This window comes from Mitsuaria sp. 7, assembly GCF_001653795.1.
Classification (GTDB): domain Bacteria; phylum Pseudomonadota; class Gammaproteobacteria; order Burkholderiales; family Burkholderiaceae_C; genus Roseateles.
This window is the reverse complement of record NZ_CP011515.1, coordinates 196,638-209,426: the sequence shown is the minus strand read 5'-3', so window position 1 is coordinate 209,426 and position 12,789 is coordinate 196,638. Positions and strand designations below refer to the sequence as shown.

16 protein-coding genes are annotated in these 12,789 nt (G+C 68.2%); 9 read left to right on the top strand and 7 right to left on the bottom strand.

Going from position 1 to position 12,789, the window contains the following annotated elements:
- Nucleotides 1–2: 2 nt before the first annotated feature.
- Nucleotides 3–461: a thioredoxin TrxC gene (gene trxC, locus ABE85_RS26435; RefSeq protein ID WP_067283880.1), complete on the bottom strand. Its 459-nt coding sequence runs from the start codon at nt 459–461 to the stop codon at nt 3–5.
- Between the two features lie 189 nt (nt 462–650).
- On the opposite strand from trxC, the gene ABE85_RS26430 reads away from it, so the two are divergent.
- Nucleotides 651–1,112 carry a host attachment protein gene (locus ABE85_RS26430; RefSeq protein ID WP_067283879.1) on the top strand — a complete coding sequence of 154 codons (462 nt, stop codon included), beginning with the start codon at nt 651–653 and terminating at the stop codon, nt 1,110–1,112.
- Between the two features lie 36 nt (nt 1,113–1,148).
- On the opposite strand, the gene ABE85_RS26425 is transcribed toward ABE85_RS26430, so the two are convergent.
- Together ABE85_RS26425 and ABE85_RS27220 are read right to left on the bottom strand one after the other, a co-directional pair.
- Nucleotides 1,149–1,715 carry a type II toxin-antitoxin system MqsA family antitoxin gene (locus tag ABE85_RS26425; RefSeq protein WP_197507423.1) on the bottom strand — a complete coding sequence of 189 codons (567 nt, stop codon included), beginning with the start codon at nt 1,713–1,715 and terminating at the stop codon, nt 1,149–1,151.
- A gap of 10 nt (nt 1,716–1,725) precedes the next feature.
- Nucleotides 1,726–2,127, bottom strand: a complete 402-nt coding sequence (locus tag ABE85_RS27220; protein WP_082939129.1) for a hypothetical protein — start codon at nt 2,125–2,127, stop codon at nt 1,726–1,728.
- A gap of 294 nt (nt 2,128–2,421) precedes the next feature.
- Here ABE85_RS27220 and ABE85_RS26415 point away from each other — a divergent pair, with 294 nt between their 5' ends.
- The 3 genes from ABE85_RS26415 (at nt 2,422) to ABE85_RS26405 (ending at nt 6,011) form a co-directional block, all read left to right on the top strand.
- Nucleotides 2,422–4,260 (top strand): bifunctional diguanylate cyclase/phosphodiesterase, encoded by a 1,839-nt coding sequence (locus ABE85_RS26415; protein ID WP_067283876.1) that lies wholly within the window; start codon nt 2,422–2,424, stop codon nt 4,258–4,260.
- Between the two features lie 104 nt (nt 4,261–4,364).
- Nucleotides 4,365–5,231, top strand: coding sequence for a 3',5'-nucleoside bisphosphate phosphatase (locus ABE85_RS26410; protein WP_067283874.1), 867 nt, complete (start codon nt 4,365–4,367; stop codon nt 5,229–5,231).
- Between the two features lie 132 nt (nt 5,232–5,363).
- Nucleotides 5,364–6,011 (top strand): L-threonylcarbamoyladenylate synthase, encoded by a 648-nt coding sequence (locus tag ABE85_RS26405; RefSeq protein WP_067283872.1) that lies wholly within the window; start codon nt 5,364–5,366, stop codon nt 6,009–6,011.
- Between the two features lie 55 nt (nt 6,012–6,066).
- Here ABE85_RS26405 and ABE85_RS26400 read toward each other — a convergent pair whose 3' ends face one another.
- Genes ABE85_RS26400 through ABE85_RS26390 form a run of 3 tightly spaced genes read right to left on the bottom strand, consistent with a single transcriptional unit; the run spans nt 6,067 to nt 7,640 of the window.
- On the bottom strand, nt 6,067–6,417 hold the full coding sequence (locus ABE85_RS26400; protein WP_067283870.1) for a RidA family protein: 351 nt from the start codon (nt 6,415–6,417) through the stop codon (nt 6,067–6,069).
- Nucleotides 6,414–7,130 (bottom strand): glycerol-3-phosphate 1-O-acyltransferase PlsY, encoded by a 717-nt coding sequence (plsY, locus tag ABE85_RS26395; RefSeq protein WP_197507422.1) that lies wholly within the window; start codon nt 7,128–7,130, stop codon nt 6,414–6,416. Before plsY ends, ABE85_RS26400 begins: the two co-directional genes overlap by 4 nt.
- A gap of 6 nt (nt 7,131–7,136) precedes the next feature.
- Nucleotides 7,137–7,640, bottom strand: coding sequence for an aminoacyl-tRNA deacylase (locus ABE85_RS26390; protein WP_067283868.1), 504 nt, complete (start codon nt 7,638–7,640; stop codon nt 7,137–7,139).
- A gap of 162 nt (nt 7,641–7,802) precedes the next feature.
- Between ABE85_RS26390 and ABE85_RS26385 the strand changes: the two genes are divergently transcribed.
- Nucleotides 7,803–8,912, top strand: a complete 1,110-nt coding sequence (locus ABE85_RS26385) for a DNA alkylation repair protein (RefSeq protein WP_067283866.1) — start codon at nt 7,803–7,805, stop codon at nt 8,910–8,912.
- Between the two features lie 165 nt (nt 8,913–9,077).
- On the opposite strand, the gene ABE85_RS26380 is transcribed toward ABE85_RS26385, so the two are convergent.
- Complete coding sequence (locus ABE85_RS26380) at nt 9,078–10,136, bottom strand: aldo/keto reductase (RefSeq protein ID WP_067284031.1); 1,059 nt, start codon at nt 10,134–10,136, stop codon at nt 9,078–9,080.
- A gap of 178 nt (nt 10,137–10,314) precedes the next feature.
- On the opposite strand from ABE85_RS26380, the gene ABE85_RS26375 reads away from it, so the two are divergent.
- From ABE85_RS26375 to ABE85_RS26360, 4 genes are all read left to right on the top strand, one after another.
- Complete coding sequence (locus ABE85_RS26375) at nt 10,315–10,866, top strand: DUF2975 domain-containing protein (RefSeq protein ID WP_067283863.1); 552 nt, start codon at nt 10,315–10,317, stop codon at nt 10,864–10,866.
- 25 nt (nt 10,867–10,891) lie between these two features.
- Complete coding sequence (locus ABE85_RS26370; RefSeq protein ID WP_067283861.1) at nt 10,892–11,134, top strand: helix-turn-helix transcriptional regulator; 243 nt, start codon at nt 10,892–10,894, stop codon at nt 11,132–11,134.
- The gene (locus tag ABE85_RS26365; RefSeq protein ID WP_067283859.1) at nt 11,121–11,816 is read left to right on the top strand and encodes a hypothetical protein; all 696 of its coding nucleotides are present in this window, start codon (nt 11,121–11,123) and stop codon (nt 11,814–11,816) included. Before ABE85_RS26370 ends, ABE85_RS26365 begins: the two co-directional genes overlap by 14 nt.
- A 191-nt stretch (nt 11,817–12,007) precedes the next feature.
- On the top strand, nt 12,008–12,781 hold the full coding sequence (locus ABE85_RS26360; RefSeq protein WP_067283857.1) for a hypothetical protein: 774 nt from the start codon (nt 12,008–12,010) through the stop codon (nt 12,779–12,781).
- Nucleotides 12,782–12,789 lie beyond the last annotated feature (8 nt).

Below are 12,789 nucleotides of genomic sequence, written 5' to 3'. Positions count from 1 at the left end.
GCTCAGCCGAGCAACTGCTTGCGCACCCACTCCACGATCGCCGCTGCCGGCATCGCGCCGGACTCGCGGGCGATCTCCTGCCCGTCGAGGAACAGCAGCATCGTGGGAATGCTGCGGATGCCGTAGCGCGCGCTCTGCTGCGGCGCGGCCTCGGTGTCGAGCTTGACGAAGCGGACCTCGGGCAGCATCGCCGCGGCCTTCTCGAACTGCGGCGTCATCATCCGGCAGGGGCCGCACCACTCCGCCCAGCAATCGACGACGACCGGCAGCTCCGTGCCGGCGACGAACTTGTCGAACACCTCCGGCGTGAGGTCCAGCGCCTCGGCCCGCATCAGCGGCGTGCTGCAGCGGCCGCAGTCAGGCGACTCGCTCAGGCGCTCGCGCGGCACGCGGTTCTTCGCGCCGCAGGACGGGCAGACGATGTGGAGGCTGACGGCGGCGGAGGAGTGGTCGGTGTCCATGGCGGTCTCATGTCGGGGAGCCGGTGCAATGTACCGGCGGGCAAGCCATGTTCCCTGCTCTGCGCCCGACGTCGGGCACCGCTGCCGAGCGGCGCAATGCCTCGCGTGACCCGAGCGACCCGAGCGACCCGCGCGAGGTACGGCGATTGCCACCCTTCCTTCAACGACAACTCTGCTGAAGGAAGCCGGATGACTGCATACAAGGATGACGGGAAGCTCTGGGTGCTGGTGGCCGACGAGGGCGTGGCGCGCCTGCTGAAGCTGCCCGAGGAAGGCGGCGACCTGGAGGACGTCACGACGCTGACCGATGCCGCCGCCCATGCGAACAATTCGGACCTGCGCCGCGATGCCGAAGGCCGGCGCGGCAACAGCGTGACCTCGTCGGCCAGCGTCGACGCGTCGCACCAGGAGGCGATCAGCTTCGCCTCGCGCGTGGCCAAGACGCTGGACGACGGCTACAACAACGGCGAAGTGACGCAGCTGCGCGTCGTCGCCGCGCCGCGCTTCCTGGGCCTGCTGCGCAAGGCGATGAGCCCGCAGATCGCCAAGCTGGTCATCGACGAGACCAACGTCGACGTCGTCCACGAAAGCCTGGGCGCGCTGACCACGCGCCTGTTCCCGGAGCGGGATTTCAGCAAGCAGAAGCCGTAAGGATGGGGGCGGCCGCGAAAGCGGCCGGCCGTCACTTCAGGGCTTCTTCCCTTTTAGCGCGCGGTCCTCTTCGGTCAAACGGAATTGCCTGGGTTCGTAAAGCGCTGTCTGATCCGTCGCCTTGCGTTCGCTGTGATGGGCGGCTTGCCGGATGGCAGGTTCATCACCCTGGCCACGAATCTCACCTCCCATTCCCTTCTCGTGAACGAGCGTCTCAAACGCTCGGGCGTCATCGGCGACGAGCCTGAGCAACGCGTCCATGGCCTCGGACTGCATGACCTCATCGTTCTCATACTTGCTGAAGGCGACGGACCCACCGCCAAACAGCGTGGCAGCCTGAGCCTGCGTCAGGCCATAGCGCTTTCTCAGCGCGGCAATGTCGCAACCAGGAAGCAGTCCATCGATCTGCTTGCGCCATGCGAGGGTTGCGCGGCGAGTCAACTTCGCCTCGTGGGCAGAACCGAAATCGGCGCCACATGCTTCGCACACCAGGTAGTGCAATGGCAGTTGTGCTCGATGTCCCTTGTATTCCGTCTCCCGCATTTCGGACCGTTGTTGAACAGCCTCCTTGCCGCAGAAGGGGCAGGTTTTCAGAGCCTCCATGGTCATCCTTTCAATTCGACAGATGACATGACACCAACAGGAGCAGCATGCCTTCAACGTCTATGGCGAACTTCAGAAAGTACTGGACCTGAATCGTCGATCCTGCCGCAGTCGTCTCCCTGCGATCCAGGCAGTAGGCGTCGCAAGCGGCGATCCGATTCCGCCCGTCCGTGCACCACTCAGAGTTCAGGTAATGCTGCGGCGCCAAGGTTCGGACAACGCGAGCCAATTCTTCGGTGTCGCTTTCAAAGAGCACCTCGATATCACGCTGGCTCTTCAGCGTCCACATCAGGATCCTCTCCGGATCTTCCGCGAGTCTCTGCACGCGATCCAACGCATAGATCGGACCGGAGATCTTCACGCGTCCGGCTTCGGCAGGCGGCGCTTCACTGTATTCGGAGACAACATCCATTCTTACCGTCCTGGTAGCTCTGGGACCGGTCTCCGATTTGAAATCCACTTGCCCGTGGCGAAATTCAAAAGCGGCCCTCCGCTTCGCCTTCGTCGCGTCAACGATCTCTTTGTTTGACGGATTCGAGATCGAAATTGATCCGTCGCCCGCAGAGCGAACCAGACATCGGTGTTCGGCAAGACCGCGCCAGACTTCACACCTGACCCCTGCTGTAACAGTTTGTCAAAGCTATGACATAGAGGCCACCCAGAATGGGGACACCACGCGGCGCTCCGTCCGCCGTGGTGTCCTCCAATGCCGACCACCCACCTGCAACCGCCCGACCCGCTCAGCATCGCCCTGTCCGCCATCATTCGAGACGGCGCGCTGGACATCCACTTCCAGCCCCTTGTCGAGGTCGAACGCGCGAACATCCTGGGCTACGAGGCGCTCACGCGCGGGCCGGCGGACACGCCGCTGCATTCGCCGCTGGTGCTGTTCGAGACCGCCGCGCGGCTGGGCCGGCTCGTGGAGCTGGAACGCATCGTCGTACGCCGTGCGCTGCGCCGCTTCAAGGAACTCAATCTCCCCGGCCAGCTCTTCCTCAACCTCACCGCCGACACGCTGCTCGCCACCAGCGACCGCGGCGCGCTGATCGCCCGCGAGTTCGCGCAGCTCGACCTGCCCGCGTCGCGCGTGGTCATCGAGCTCACCGAGACCCGACCCATCCTCGAGCCCGAGCGCTTGCAGGACAGCATGCGCAGCCTGCGCGAGCTGGGCTTCGTCGTCGCGCTGGACGACCTGGGCGAGGGCTTCGCGAGCCTGAAGCGCTGGATGGACATCCGGCCCGACTTCGTCAAGATCGACCGGCACTTCATCGACGGCATCGCGCAGGATCCGCTCAAGCAGCAGTTCGTGCGCTCCATCCTCGAGATGGCGGCCACCTCCGGCTGCACCGTCGTCGCCGAAGGCCTCGAACAGTTCAGCGATCTCACCGTGCTGCGCCGTCTCGGCGTGCCGGTCTGCCAGGGCTACCTGCTCGCGCGTCCGAGCGCCGCCCCGCGCGCCGCGCTGCGCGCCGAGGTGGACGCGCTGCTCGCGCCCGAGCACCGCCGCCGCAACGCCGACTGGATGCGCCTGCCGCCCGACGCGATCACCACCGCCGCGCAACTGGCCCGCCGCAGCCACACCGTCACGCCCAAGCTCAACTGCCAGACCGTCGCCGACATGTTCCAGCGCGACGAGCAGCTGTTCTCCATGCCGGTGCTGGACGAATCGAACCGCCCCATCGGCATCCTGCGCTCGCTGCAGGTGCTCAAGCGCAGCGCCGAGCGCTACTTCATGGACATCCACGAGAAGCGCTCCTGCACCGCGCTGATGGATCCGCAGCCGCTGATCTTCGACGCGGGCACCTCGCTGCGCGAGATGAGCGACGCGATCTCCAGCCTGGACGACCGGCTGATGGTCGACGGCTTCATCGTCACCCGCAACGGCGAGTACTTCGGCACCGGCCGCAGCACCGACCTGCTGAAGGCCGTCTCCGACCTGCAGGTCCACAGCGCGCGTTACGCCAACCCGCTGACGCTGATGCCAGGCAACGTGCCGACCGACCAGCACCTGGACGCGCTGCTGCACGAGGCGCGCGAGTTCGTCGTCGTCGCCTGGGACATCGACCACTTCAAGCCCTTCAACGACGTCTACGGCTACGCCGCGGGCGACGACATCATCAAGCTCTGCGCGCAGATCCTGCAGGACGCCGCCGACCCGGCGCTGGACTTCGTCGGCCACATCGGCGGCGACGACTTCGTGATGGTGCTGGGCTCGCCCGACTGGACCGCCCGCGTCACCCGCGTCTGCCGCGAGTTCGACCGCCAGATCCGCCCGTTCTTCTCGGCGGAGCATCAGGCGCTGGGCGGCTACGTGACGCTGAACCGCCAGAACCAGGAATCCTTCAATCCGCTGCCGACGCTGAGCGCCGGCGTGATCCAGGTGCAACCCGGCGCCTTCGACAGCGTGCGTGCGCTGTCCGCCGCGCTGGCCGAGCCCAAGCACGTCGCCAAGTGCGGCACGGGACCGAGCCGCTACTTCGTCGACCGCCGCCGAACCAGTGCCAGCGCCACGGACATGGCGCCGCTCCTAGAATCGGCGGGGTGAACACCCCTCCCCCCGTTCGACCGGTCCTGCCGGAATCCTCCGCCCCCACCGACGCGCCGCCGGCTTCCGCCGCCGCGTCCGGGCCGAGCGTGCGCCATGCGGCGTTGCACGCGCAGACGAACGCGGACCTCCACTGCCACTCGACCATCTCCGACGGCACCCTGCAGCCCGAGGCCCTGGCCGCGCGCGCCAAGGCCAACGGCGTCGAGCTCTGGGCGCTGACGGACCACGACGAGGTCGGCGGCCAGCAGCGCGCGATGGCGGCCGCGAAAGCGGCGGGGCTGCCCTACCTGACAGGCGTCGAGATCTCCGTGACCTTCGCCGGCAAGGTCGTGCACATCGTGGGCCTGGGTTTCGACCATGAAGACCCGCGCATCGACGCCGGCCTGCGCGCCACGCGCGGCGGTCGCGGCGGACGGGCCAGGGAGATGTCCGATGACCTCGCCAAGGCGGGCATCCACGGCGCCTATGAGGGCGCGCTCAAGTTCGCCGGCAATCCGGAGCTGATCTCCCGCACCCATTTCGCGCGCTTCCTGGTGGAGACCGGCCAGTGCTCGGACGTGCCCGAGGTCTTCCGCCGCTACCTCACCGAGGGCAAGCCCGGCTACGTGCCGCACCGCTGGGCGGCGCTGCGCGACGCGGTCGGCTGGATCGTCGATGCCGGCGGGGTGGCCGTCATCGCGCACCCGGGCCGCTACGGCTTCACGCCGACCGAGGAGTACGCGCTGATCACCGAGTTCATCGCGCACGGCGGACGCGGCATCGAGGTCGTCACCGGCAGCCACACCGCGGCGGACATGATCCAGTACACCGACACGGCGCTTGAATTCGACCTGCTCGCCTCCCGCGGCTCGGACTTCCACAGTCCGGAGGAAAGCCGCGTGGACGTCGGCAAACTCGACCAGCATCTCTCCGGCCGGCTGAAACCGGTGTGGGACGCGCTGGAGCATCGCATCCACTGGCCGGCCTGACCCTCCGTCTGCTGCGGATCTCCGCGGATCGCTTCGGGATCAACGGGCGTCGCGGCGGGGATCACCGGACCATCCGCCGGCGCAGACCGGCTCCATGATCGGCTCGCATGCCGATTGCCCCAGGTGAGGACCATGGCCCAGATCTTCGAAGTCCACCCCGACAACCCGCAGGCCCGCTTCCTGCGCCAGGCGGCGCAGATCCTGAGCCAGGGCGGCATCGGCGCGATCCCGACCGACTCCAGCTACGCGCTGGTCTGCCAGCTCGACGACAAGGCCGCCGCCGAGGCGCTGCGCCGCATCCGCGGCGTCGACGACAAGCACCACATGACCCTGCTGTGCCGCGACCTCAGCGAGCTCGGCAGCTACGCCCGCGTCGACAACAAGCAGTACCGGATGATCAAGACCGCCACGCCGGGTCCGTTCACCTTCATCCTGGAGGCGACCAAGGAAGTGCCGCGGCGCCTGTCGCACCCGTCGCGCCGCACCATCGGCCTGCGCGTGCCGGACCACCGCGTCACGCAGGACCTGCTCGCGCTGATCGGCGGACCGCTGCTGGCCACGACGCTGATCCCGCCCGGCGAGCACGAGCCGATCAACGACCCCGAAGAGATCACCGCCCGCTACGACAAGCTGATCCAGCTGATCATCGACGCGGGCGCCTGCCCGATGAAGCCGACCACGGTCGTGGACCTGACGGCAGAGCCGCCGGTCCTGGTGCGGCGCGGCTGCGGCGATCCGGCCTGCCTGGGCCTGGAGCTCCAGGAAGCCGAGGAGGAATGAAAAACGCCGGCGATGCCGGCGTTTTTCATGAAGAGGCCCGTGGCCTCGACGAGGCTCAGACCGCCGCGGTGATCACGATCTCGATCTTCCACTCCGGCTTCGCCAGCTTGGCCTCGACCGTCGCGCGCGGCGGCGTGTGGCCGGCCGGCACCCAGGCGTCCCAGGCGGCGTTCATGCCGGCCAGGTCCTTGACGTCGGCGATGTAGAGCTGCGCGCGCAGGATCTTCGTCTTGTCGCTGCCGGCGCGGGCCAGCAGCTTGTCGATCATCGCCAGCACCTGTTCGGTCTGGCCCTTGACGTCGGCGGTGGCGTCTTCCGGCACCTGGCCGGCCAGGTAGACCACGCCGTTGTGGATGGCCATCTCGGAGAGACGCGCGCCGACGTCGAAGCGTTCGATGTTGCTCATTTGCTGGGGTGCTTGGGTTTGTGGGAAGACTTGTGCGCCCGCGACTGTTCGTGGCGATGGGACTTGGCGACAGGCACGTGAGGGACCGGGGCCGACTTCTGGCCCAGCTTGCTCTCGGTGCCCGCCATCAGCTTCTTGATGTTGGGCGCGTGGCGCCAGATCAGCAGCAGGCTCATCAGCGCGATGGCCGGCAGCTCGGGACCGACGTCCCAGATCAGCATCTGCAGCAGCGGCGCGGCGACGGCGGCGGCCAGCGACGCCAGCGACGAGTAGCGGAAGACGACCGCCATCACGATCCACACGCCGAGCACGGACAGGCCCAGCCACGGGTTGATCGCGAGCAGCACGCCGGCCGCGGTGGCGACGCCCTTGCCGCCGATGAACTTGAAGAAGACCGGCCAGAGGTGGCCGACGAAGGCGGCCAGGCCGACCAGCGCGGCGGTGCCCTCCTCCAGGCCGTACGCCGGGCCGAACTTCAGCACCAGCAGCACGGGCACGTAACCCTTGAGCGCGTCGAAGACCAGCGTCAGGATGGCGGCGGCCTTGTTGCCGGAGCGCAGCACGTTGGTCGCCCCCGGGTTGCCGCTGCCGTAGCTGCGCGGATCGGACAGGCCCATCAGCCGGCTGACGATCACCGCGAAGGACAGGGAGCCGATCAGATACCCGGCCAACACGGCCAACGCGGCCAACAAGGGGAACAGGACACTTTGCATGGGGCGCTATTCTGCCCCGGACTTCAGCGCGCACTCGACCGGACGGGCCTCGAGCAGCTCCGTCAAAACCCGGGGTTCGAGGCTGATCAGGTAACCGCGGCGCCCGCCGTTGATCAGGATCCGGGGCAGCGCCAGCACGCTGGATTCAACGAACACCGGCATCGCCTTGCGCGTCCCGAACGGCGAGGTGCCTCCGACGAGGTAGCCGCTATGGCGCTGCGCGACGTCGGGCTTGCAGGGCTCGACCTTCTTGCAGGGGATCTGGCGGGCGAGTTCCTTCAGGCTGACGGTGCAGTCGCCGTGCATCAACACGATCAGCGGCTGCGCCTTCTCGTCCTGCATCACCAGCGTCTTGACGACCTCGTGCTCGGGCACGCCGAGCTGCTTGGAGGACTCGCCGGTGCCGCCGTGATCGACGTAGTCGTAGACGTGCTCGCCGAACACGACCTTGTGCTGGCGCAGCATCTGCGTCGCCAGCGTCTCGCTGACATGGGCGGATTTCTTGCTCATGGCGCGATTCTCCGCGTTGGCCGCGCCCGCCGCTTGTACGAGCTTGCTGCGCGTCGCACGAGATGCCCTTCCGCAGCGCGGAGGAACGCCTGCTGACAACCGATGGCAAGGTCCGCGCTACGCTCCGGCGCCCTCCCTGCACTTCGAGTTCACCGAGCCCTCATGACGGACGCCGCCTCGACCTCCAGCTACAACCTCAAGGACCTGATCGGCGAGACCGCGCTGCGGTCGTTGGCGTCCGTGTTCGCCGAATCGGCGCCGGGCTTCCAGCGCAAGCGTTTCATGGCCGTGGCGACCGACGGGCTCGAGCCGCTGTCGATCATGCAGCGCGTGCACCGCGTGGCCGAGGCGCTCGATGCCGCGTTGCCGGGCAGCTTCGCGGCGAAGCTCGATGCGGTGGTCGCCGCGGCGCCGAACACCGGCGGCGCATTCGTGAACATGGGGCTGTGCGATTTCGTCGCGAGCTACGGGCTGAACGATCCCGCGGCGTCGCTGAAGGCGCTCAAGCGGATGACCGCGCACGGCACCGCTGAATTCGCGATCCGCCCCTTCCTGCGCCAGGATCAGGCCGGCACGCTGAAGACGATGACGCGCTGGGCCTCGGACCGCGACGAGCACGTCCGCCGCCTGGCCAGCGAGGGCTGCCGGCCGCGGCTGCCGTGGTCGTTCCGGCTCGACGCGCTGGTCGCAGATCCGGCGCCGCTGGCGGAGATCCTGCAGGCGCTGCGCGCCGACGACAGCCTCTACGTGCGGCGCTCCGTCGCCAACAACCTGAACGACATCACCAAGGACCATGCGGATTGGGTGTTCGCACATGTAGCCCATTGGGACCTCGAGGACGAGCGCAGCGCGTGGATCGTCAAGCATGCGCTGCGCTCGCGGATCAAGCAGGGCGACGCGCGGGCGCTGAAGCTGATCGGCGCCAGCGAAGGCGCGCTGGCCGTCGTGGAGCGGCTCGCGATCGAGCCGTCACGCGTGGCCATCGGCGGAGAAATCGAGATCGCCTTCGAACTGCGATCGACCGCGGAGACGACGCAGCGTCTGGTCGTCGACTACGCCGTGCACTACGTGAAGAAGAACGGCCGCGCGTCGCCGAAGGTCTTCAAGCTGAAGACGGTGGAACTCGCGGCCGGCGCGTCGACGACGATCCGCATCCGCCGCGCGCTGCGCAACTTCACGACGCGCACGCACTACGCGGGCACGCATGCGATCGAAGTGATGGTCAACGGTCAGCGGCTTGCTGACGGGACGTTCGAATTGCTGGTGGGATGACTGCCTAGACCCCGCGCGCTGCGCGCGCCCCTCACCCCTGCCCTCTCCCGCAAGCGGGAGAGGGAGCAAGAGAAGCGGGCGCTGCGAGTGGGGCCGGTCGGACTCCCTCTCCCGCTTGCGGGAGAGGGTGGGGGTGAGGGCCAGCGGCGGCGGAAGTACGGAGGCTCACTGCGCCGGGTCGCGGATCTCCCAGCGGATTCGATCGATGCGCGCCAGCGGGTCGGCGTCTAGGGTCCGCCCGATGGCGGCGATGTTCTCGTCCAACTGCGCCGCGGTGGTGACGCCGATCAGCGTGCTGGCCGTCTGCCACCGCGAGTGCACCCATGCGATCGCCAGGGTCGACGGCGACATCCCCAGCTCCGCCGCCAGCGCGTTGTAGCGGCGCGCCGCAGCCAGCGTCTCGGGCCGGGCCCAGCGCTGCTTCTTCATGCTCTCGAAGATCGCGAGCCGACCCGGCTTGGCGGGGTCGCTCAAACCCAGCGCGTCGTACTTCCCCGTCAACGAGCCGAACCCCAGCGGCGAGTACGCCAGCAGCCCGACCTGATGCCGGTACAGCGCCTCGTCGAGGCCGTTCTCCACGATCCGGTTCACCAGGCTGTACGGGTTCTGCACGCTGGCGATGCGCGGCAGGCCGTGCTGCGCGGCCAGATGGACGAACTCGCCGACGCCGTAGGCCGTCTCGTTGGAAAGACCGACATGGCGGATCTTCCCCGCGCGCTGCAACTGCCCGAGCGCTTCCAGCTGCTCATGCATGGACGCGACCGGCTTGTCCTTCGCCGGCTCGAAATAGACGCGGCCGAACATCGGCACATGCCGCGCCGGCCAATGGATCTGGAACAGGTCGATGGTGTCGAGCTGCAGCCGCTTCAGGCTGTCCTCGCAGGCCTGCAATATCTGCGCCCCCGTGAGGTCCATGCTGCCGTCGCGGATCCAGTCATAGCCGCGCGAAGGCCCCGCGACCTTGGTCGCGACGACCACCTGCTCCCGCATCCCGGGTCGCGCCTTCAGCCAGCGGCCGATGATCTCCTCGGTCCGGCCGAAGGTGTCGGCGCGCGCGGGCACCGGGTACATCTCGGCGATGTCGAGCAGGTTGATCCCCGCGGCCACCGCGCGATCGAGCAGCGCCTGGCTGCCGGCCTCGTCCACCTGTTCGCCGAAGGTCATCGTGCCCAGGCCGATGCGGCTGACCGAGAGGTCGGACTGTCCGAGGGTGATGCGTTCCATCTTGTTCTCCGTGACGTGCAACCGGCCAGTGTGCATGAGCCCGCGCATCGTCGCCGTGTGTGCGGGTGATGCCCGGGCGATCGCCGCGCGGGCACCCGCCCCCGCCTTTACGCGCCTCGCCATTGCATCGATGAAATTATTGTTTTACAGTAATTTCTTGCCACCCGACGGTAAGACCATGAGCGACGCCTCCTTCCCTGCCAGCCTGCAGCGCATCCGCTGGATTGCCCACTGCGTGCGTGCGATGGCGTTGATCGCGATGGCGGTGGTGGTGGGTTTCCACGCGATCTTCTGGGCCGACCGCGGCCTGGTGGAACGCACCGCGCGCAAGGACTGGTGCCTGGACTGCCCCATGCAATTCGACGCCGTCTCGCGCGCCTGGGGCTTGGCCGTCAACCTGCCGCAGGCACTGCTGACGCTGTTCGCGCTGCTGTGCCTGTGGCGCCTCTTCGGCGCCTACCTGCGCGGCGAGGTCTTCACCGATGGCGCGACGCGCCACCTGCGTCGCCTGGGTCAGTCGGTGACCGCGATGGCGCTCGTCATGCCGCTGACCGACACGGTCACCATCCTCGCGCTGACGCTCGGCAATCCGCCCGGTCAGCGGATGCTGTCCGTGCACCTGGGCAGCCAGCACTACGTCGTGCTGCTGCTGGGCCTGGTGCTGATCGCGATGGCCATGGTGATGCGCGAAGCCCAGCGCATGGCGCAGGAGAACGCCGAGTTCGTCTGAACGGACCGGCGCAGAAACCCCGCCCATGCCCATCGTCGTCCGACTCGACGTGATGCTCGCGCAGCGCAAGATGCGCTCGAAGGAGCTCGCCGAGGCCATCGGTATCACCGAGGCCAACCTCTCGCTGCTCAAGTCCGGCAAGGTGCGCGGGGTGCGCTTCGACACGCTGTCGCGGATCTGCGCGGTGCTGCAGTGCCAGCCCGGCGACCTGCTCGCCTGGGAACCGGGCGATGAGCCCGAGGACGGAGGAGCCGATGGCGGCGCTTGATTCCCTCGATGCTTGCGATCCGCTTCATCCGCCTGGCACTCCCGGATCAAAGCGCCGCCTCGGCCCGCGCGCGATCGCCATCGGCGCGGTCCTGCTGTTGCACGTCGTGTTAATCGGCTGGCTGCAGCAGGCCTGGCACCGGGCCGACTCGCACCGCGAGCAACGCAGCTCCTCCATCCGCATGGTGACGATCCAGTTGCCGCCGCTGCCGAAGACGACGCCGAAAGCGGCGTCGGTCGCGCGATCTCCGGATCGTCGAGCAAGCCCTGACCCCAGGGTATCGACGCAGGCGAGCGCATCGACGTCGCCTCCTTCCACGCGCGTGCAGGCGCCCCGGCCCGAGGTCGACCGCCACGAGGAGGAGCCGCGCTCCACGGTCGTCATCGCCGCGCCCGCGCCGGCTTCGGGCGCATCGGGACCGTCCGGCCGCGACCTGATGTACGGCGCCGCGACGCAGCGCGCGATCCGCCAGGGAACGCAGGGACAACCGCTGCTCGCCGAGCGCGCGGACACCGCGAGCCTCGCGCCGGACAGGGTCGACGCGTCGACGAAGCTCGGCAACGAGATGATGAAAGGCGCCAGCGGCGACTGCCTGAAAGGCGAGTTCGCGGGCGCCGGCGCGGGCCTGCTGAGCGTGCCGTTCTGGCTGCTCGCCGAGGCGCGCGGCAAATGCCGGCGATGAGCGCGGGCGCTCTGGCGGCCGATGAAGCCCCGACGCGGGACACGCCTCGTCAACGCATACCGGCCGCGCACCGTTCAGCGCAGATCGCATTCGCGACAAGAGTCTTGCGACACAGGGAGAGAGTCGAAGTGAAGCCCCAGCAGTTCACCCCCGCGGCACGCCGCGTTCCAGTCGTCGTGCTTGCATTGGCCATGATCGGCGCCTTGGCGGCGTGCGACCCGGTTGCAGCTGCCGAGCCGGTGCCGGCCGCTGCGGCCTCGTCGTCCTCAGACGCGGTCGCCCTGCCGACTGTCCAGAGCGACATGAAGCGCGGCGCCTCCTTCCCCTACAAGCGGCTCAACGAGCTGCTGTCGAAGCTGCGCACCGAAGGCGAAGGCCTGTTCTTGAGCCGCTTCGTGCTGACCGACCCGAAGGACATGGCCAAGCCGCCGCCGGTCGGTACCAAGCTCGCGCTGATGAGCGACGACGACTACATCCCGATCCCCATCGACGACAAGGGCCGCTTCGACCTGCCGACCTTCCCCGAGAAGCAGGCGAAGGACATGGAGTTCGGCACCAACGTGCCCAAGGGCGAACTGGGCGTGCGGCTCAGCATCGACATCGCGACGCCGCCGGAGATGCTGGACATGGCCACCGTGCGCCGCATCGTCGGCGTCGGCCAGCGGCTGCGCACCGAGCTGCTGCCCTGGTACGTGCGCTGGATGTTCCCGCAGATCGACGGCGTCATCGTGTGCAGCGACCAGCCGCAGTGGAATCTCGATTGGACGGAGGGCGGCCAGCGCCTGCGCCTGCCCCTGCCCACCGAGGCCCAGCAGCGCGAGCCCGAGACGCCCAAGGACAAGCCGTCGCGCGCCTGCACGGTGCTGACGGGCCAGGAGCAATGGCCCGATGCGGCGCTGCTGCAACCGCAGCCGGGTGCCAACACCAAGCTCTACGTGAAGCTGCGCAACACGCGCGCGAGCTGATTGGCTTT

Coding starts and splice junctions, on each gene's coding strand:
- trxC (WP_067283880.1), bottom strand. CDS start 461: ATGGACACCGACCACTCCTCCGCCGCCGTCAGCCTCCACATCGTCTGC.
- ABE85_RS26430 (WP_067283879.1), top strand. CDS start 651: ATGACTGCATACAAGGATGACGGGAAGCTCTGGGTGCTGGTGGCCGAC.
- ABE85_RS26425 (WP_197507423.1), bottom strand. CDS start 1,715: ATGGAGGCTCTGAAAACCTGCCCCTTCTGCGGCAAGGAGGCTGTTCAA.
- ABE85_RS27220 (WP_082939129.1), bottom strand. CDS start 2,127: ATGGATGTTGTCTCCGAATACAGTGAAGCGCCGCCTGCCGAAGCCGGA.
- ABE85_RS26415 (WP_067283876.1), top strand. CDS start 2,422: ATGCCGACCACCCACCTGCAACCGCCCGACCCGCTCAGCATCGCCCTG.
- ABE85_RS26405 (WP_067283872.1), top strand. CDS start 5,364: ATGGCCCAGATCTTCGAAGTCCACCCCGACAACCCGCAGGCCCGCTTC.
- ABE85_RS26400 (WP_067283870.1), bottom strand. CDS start 6,417: ATGAGCAACATCGAACGCTTCGACGTCGGCGCGCGTCTCTCCGAGATG.
- plsY (WP_197507422.1), bottom strand. CDS start 7,130: ATGCAAAGTGTCCTGTTCCCCTTGTTGGCCGCGTTGGCCGTGTTGGCC.
- ABE85_RS26390 (WP_067283868.1), bottom strand. CDS start 7,640: ATGAGCAAGAAATCCGCCCATGTCAGCGAGACGCTGGCGACGCAGATG.
- ABE85_RS26385 (WP_067283866.1), top strand. CDS start 7,803: ATGACGGACGCCGCCTCGACCTCCAGCTACAACCTCAAGGACCTGATC.
- ABE85_RS26380 (WP_067284031.1), bottom strand. CDS start 10,136: ATGGAACGCATCACCCTCGGACAGTCCGACCTCTCGGTCAGCCGCATC.
- ABE85_RS26375 (WP_067283863.1), top strand. CDS start 10,315: ATGAGCGACGCCTCCTTCCCTGCCAGCCTGCAGCGCATCCGCTGGATT.
- ABE85_RS26370 (WP_067283861.1), top strand. CDS start 10,892: ATGCCCATCGTCGTCCGACTCGACGTGATGCTCGCGCAGCGCAAGATG.
- ABE85_RS26365 (WP_067283859.1), top strand. CDS start 11,121: ATGGCGGCGCTTGATTCCCTCGATGCTTGCGATCCGCTTCATCCGCCT.
- ABE85_RS26360 (WP_067283857.1), top strand. CDS start 12,008: ATGATCGGCGCCTTGGCGGCGTGCGACCCGGTTGCAGCTGCCGAGCCG.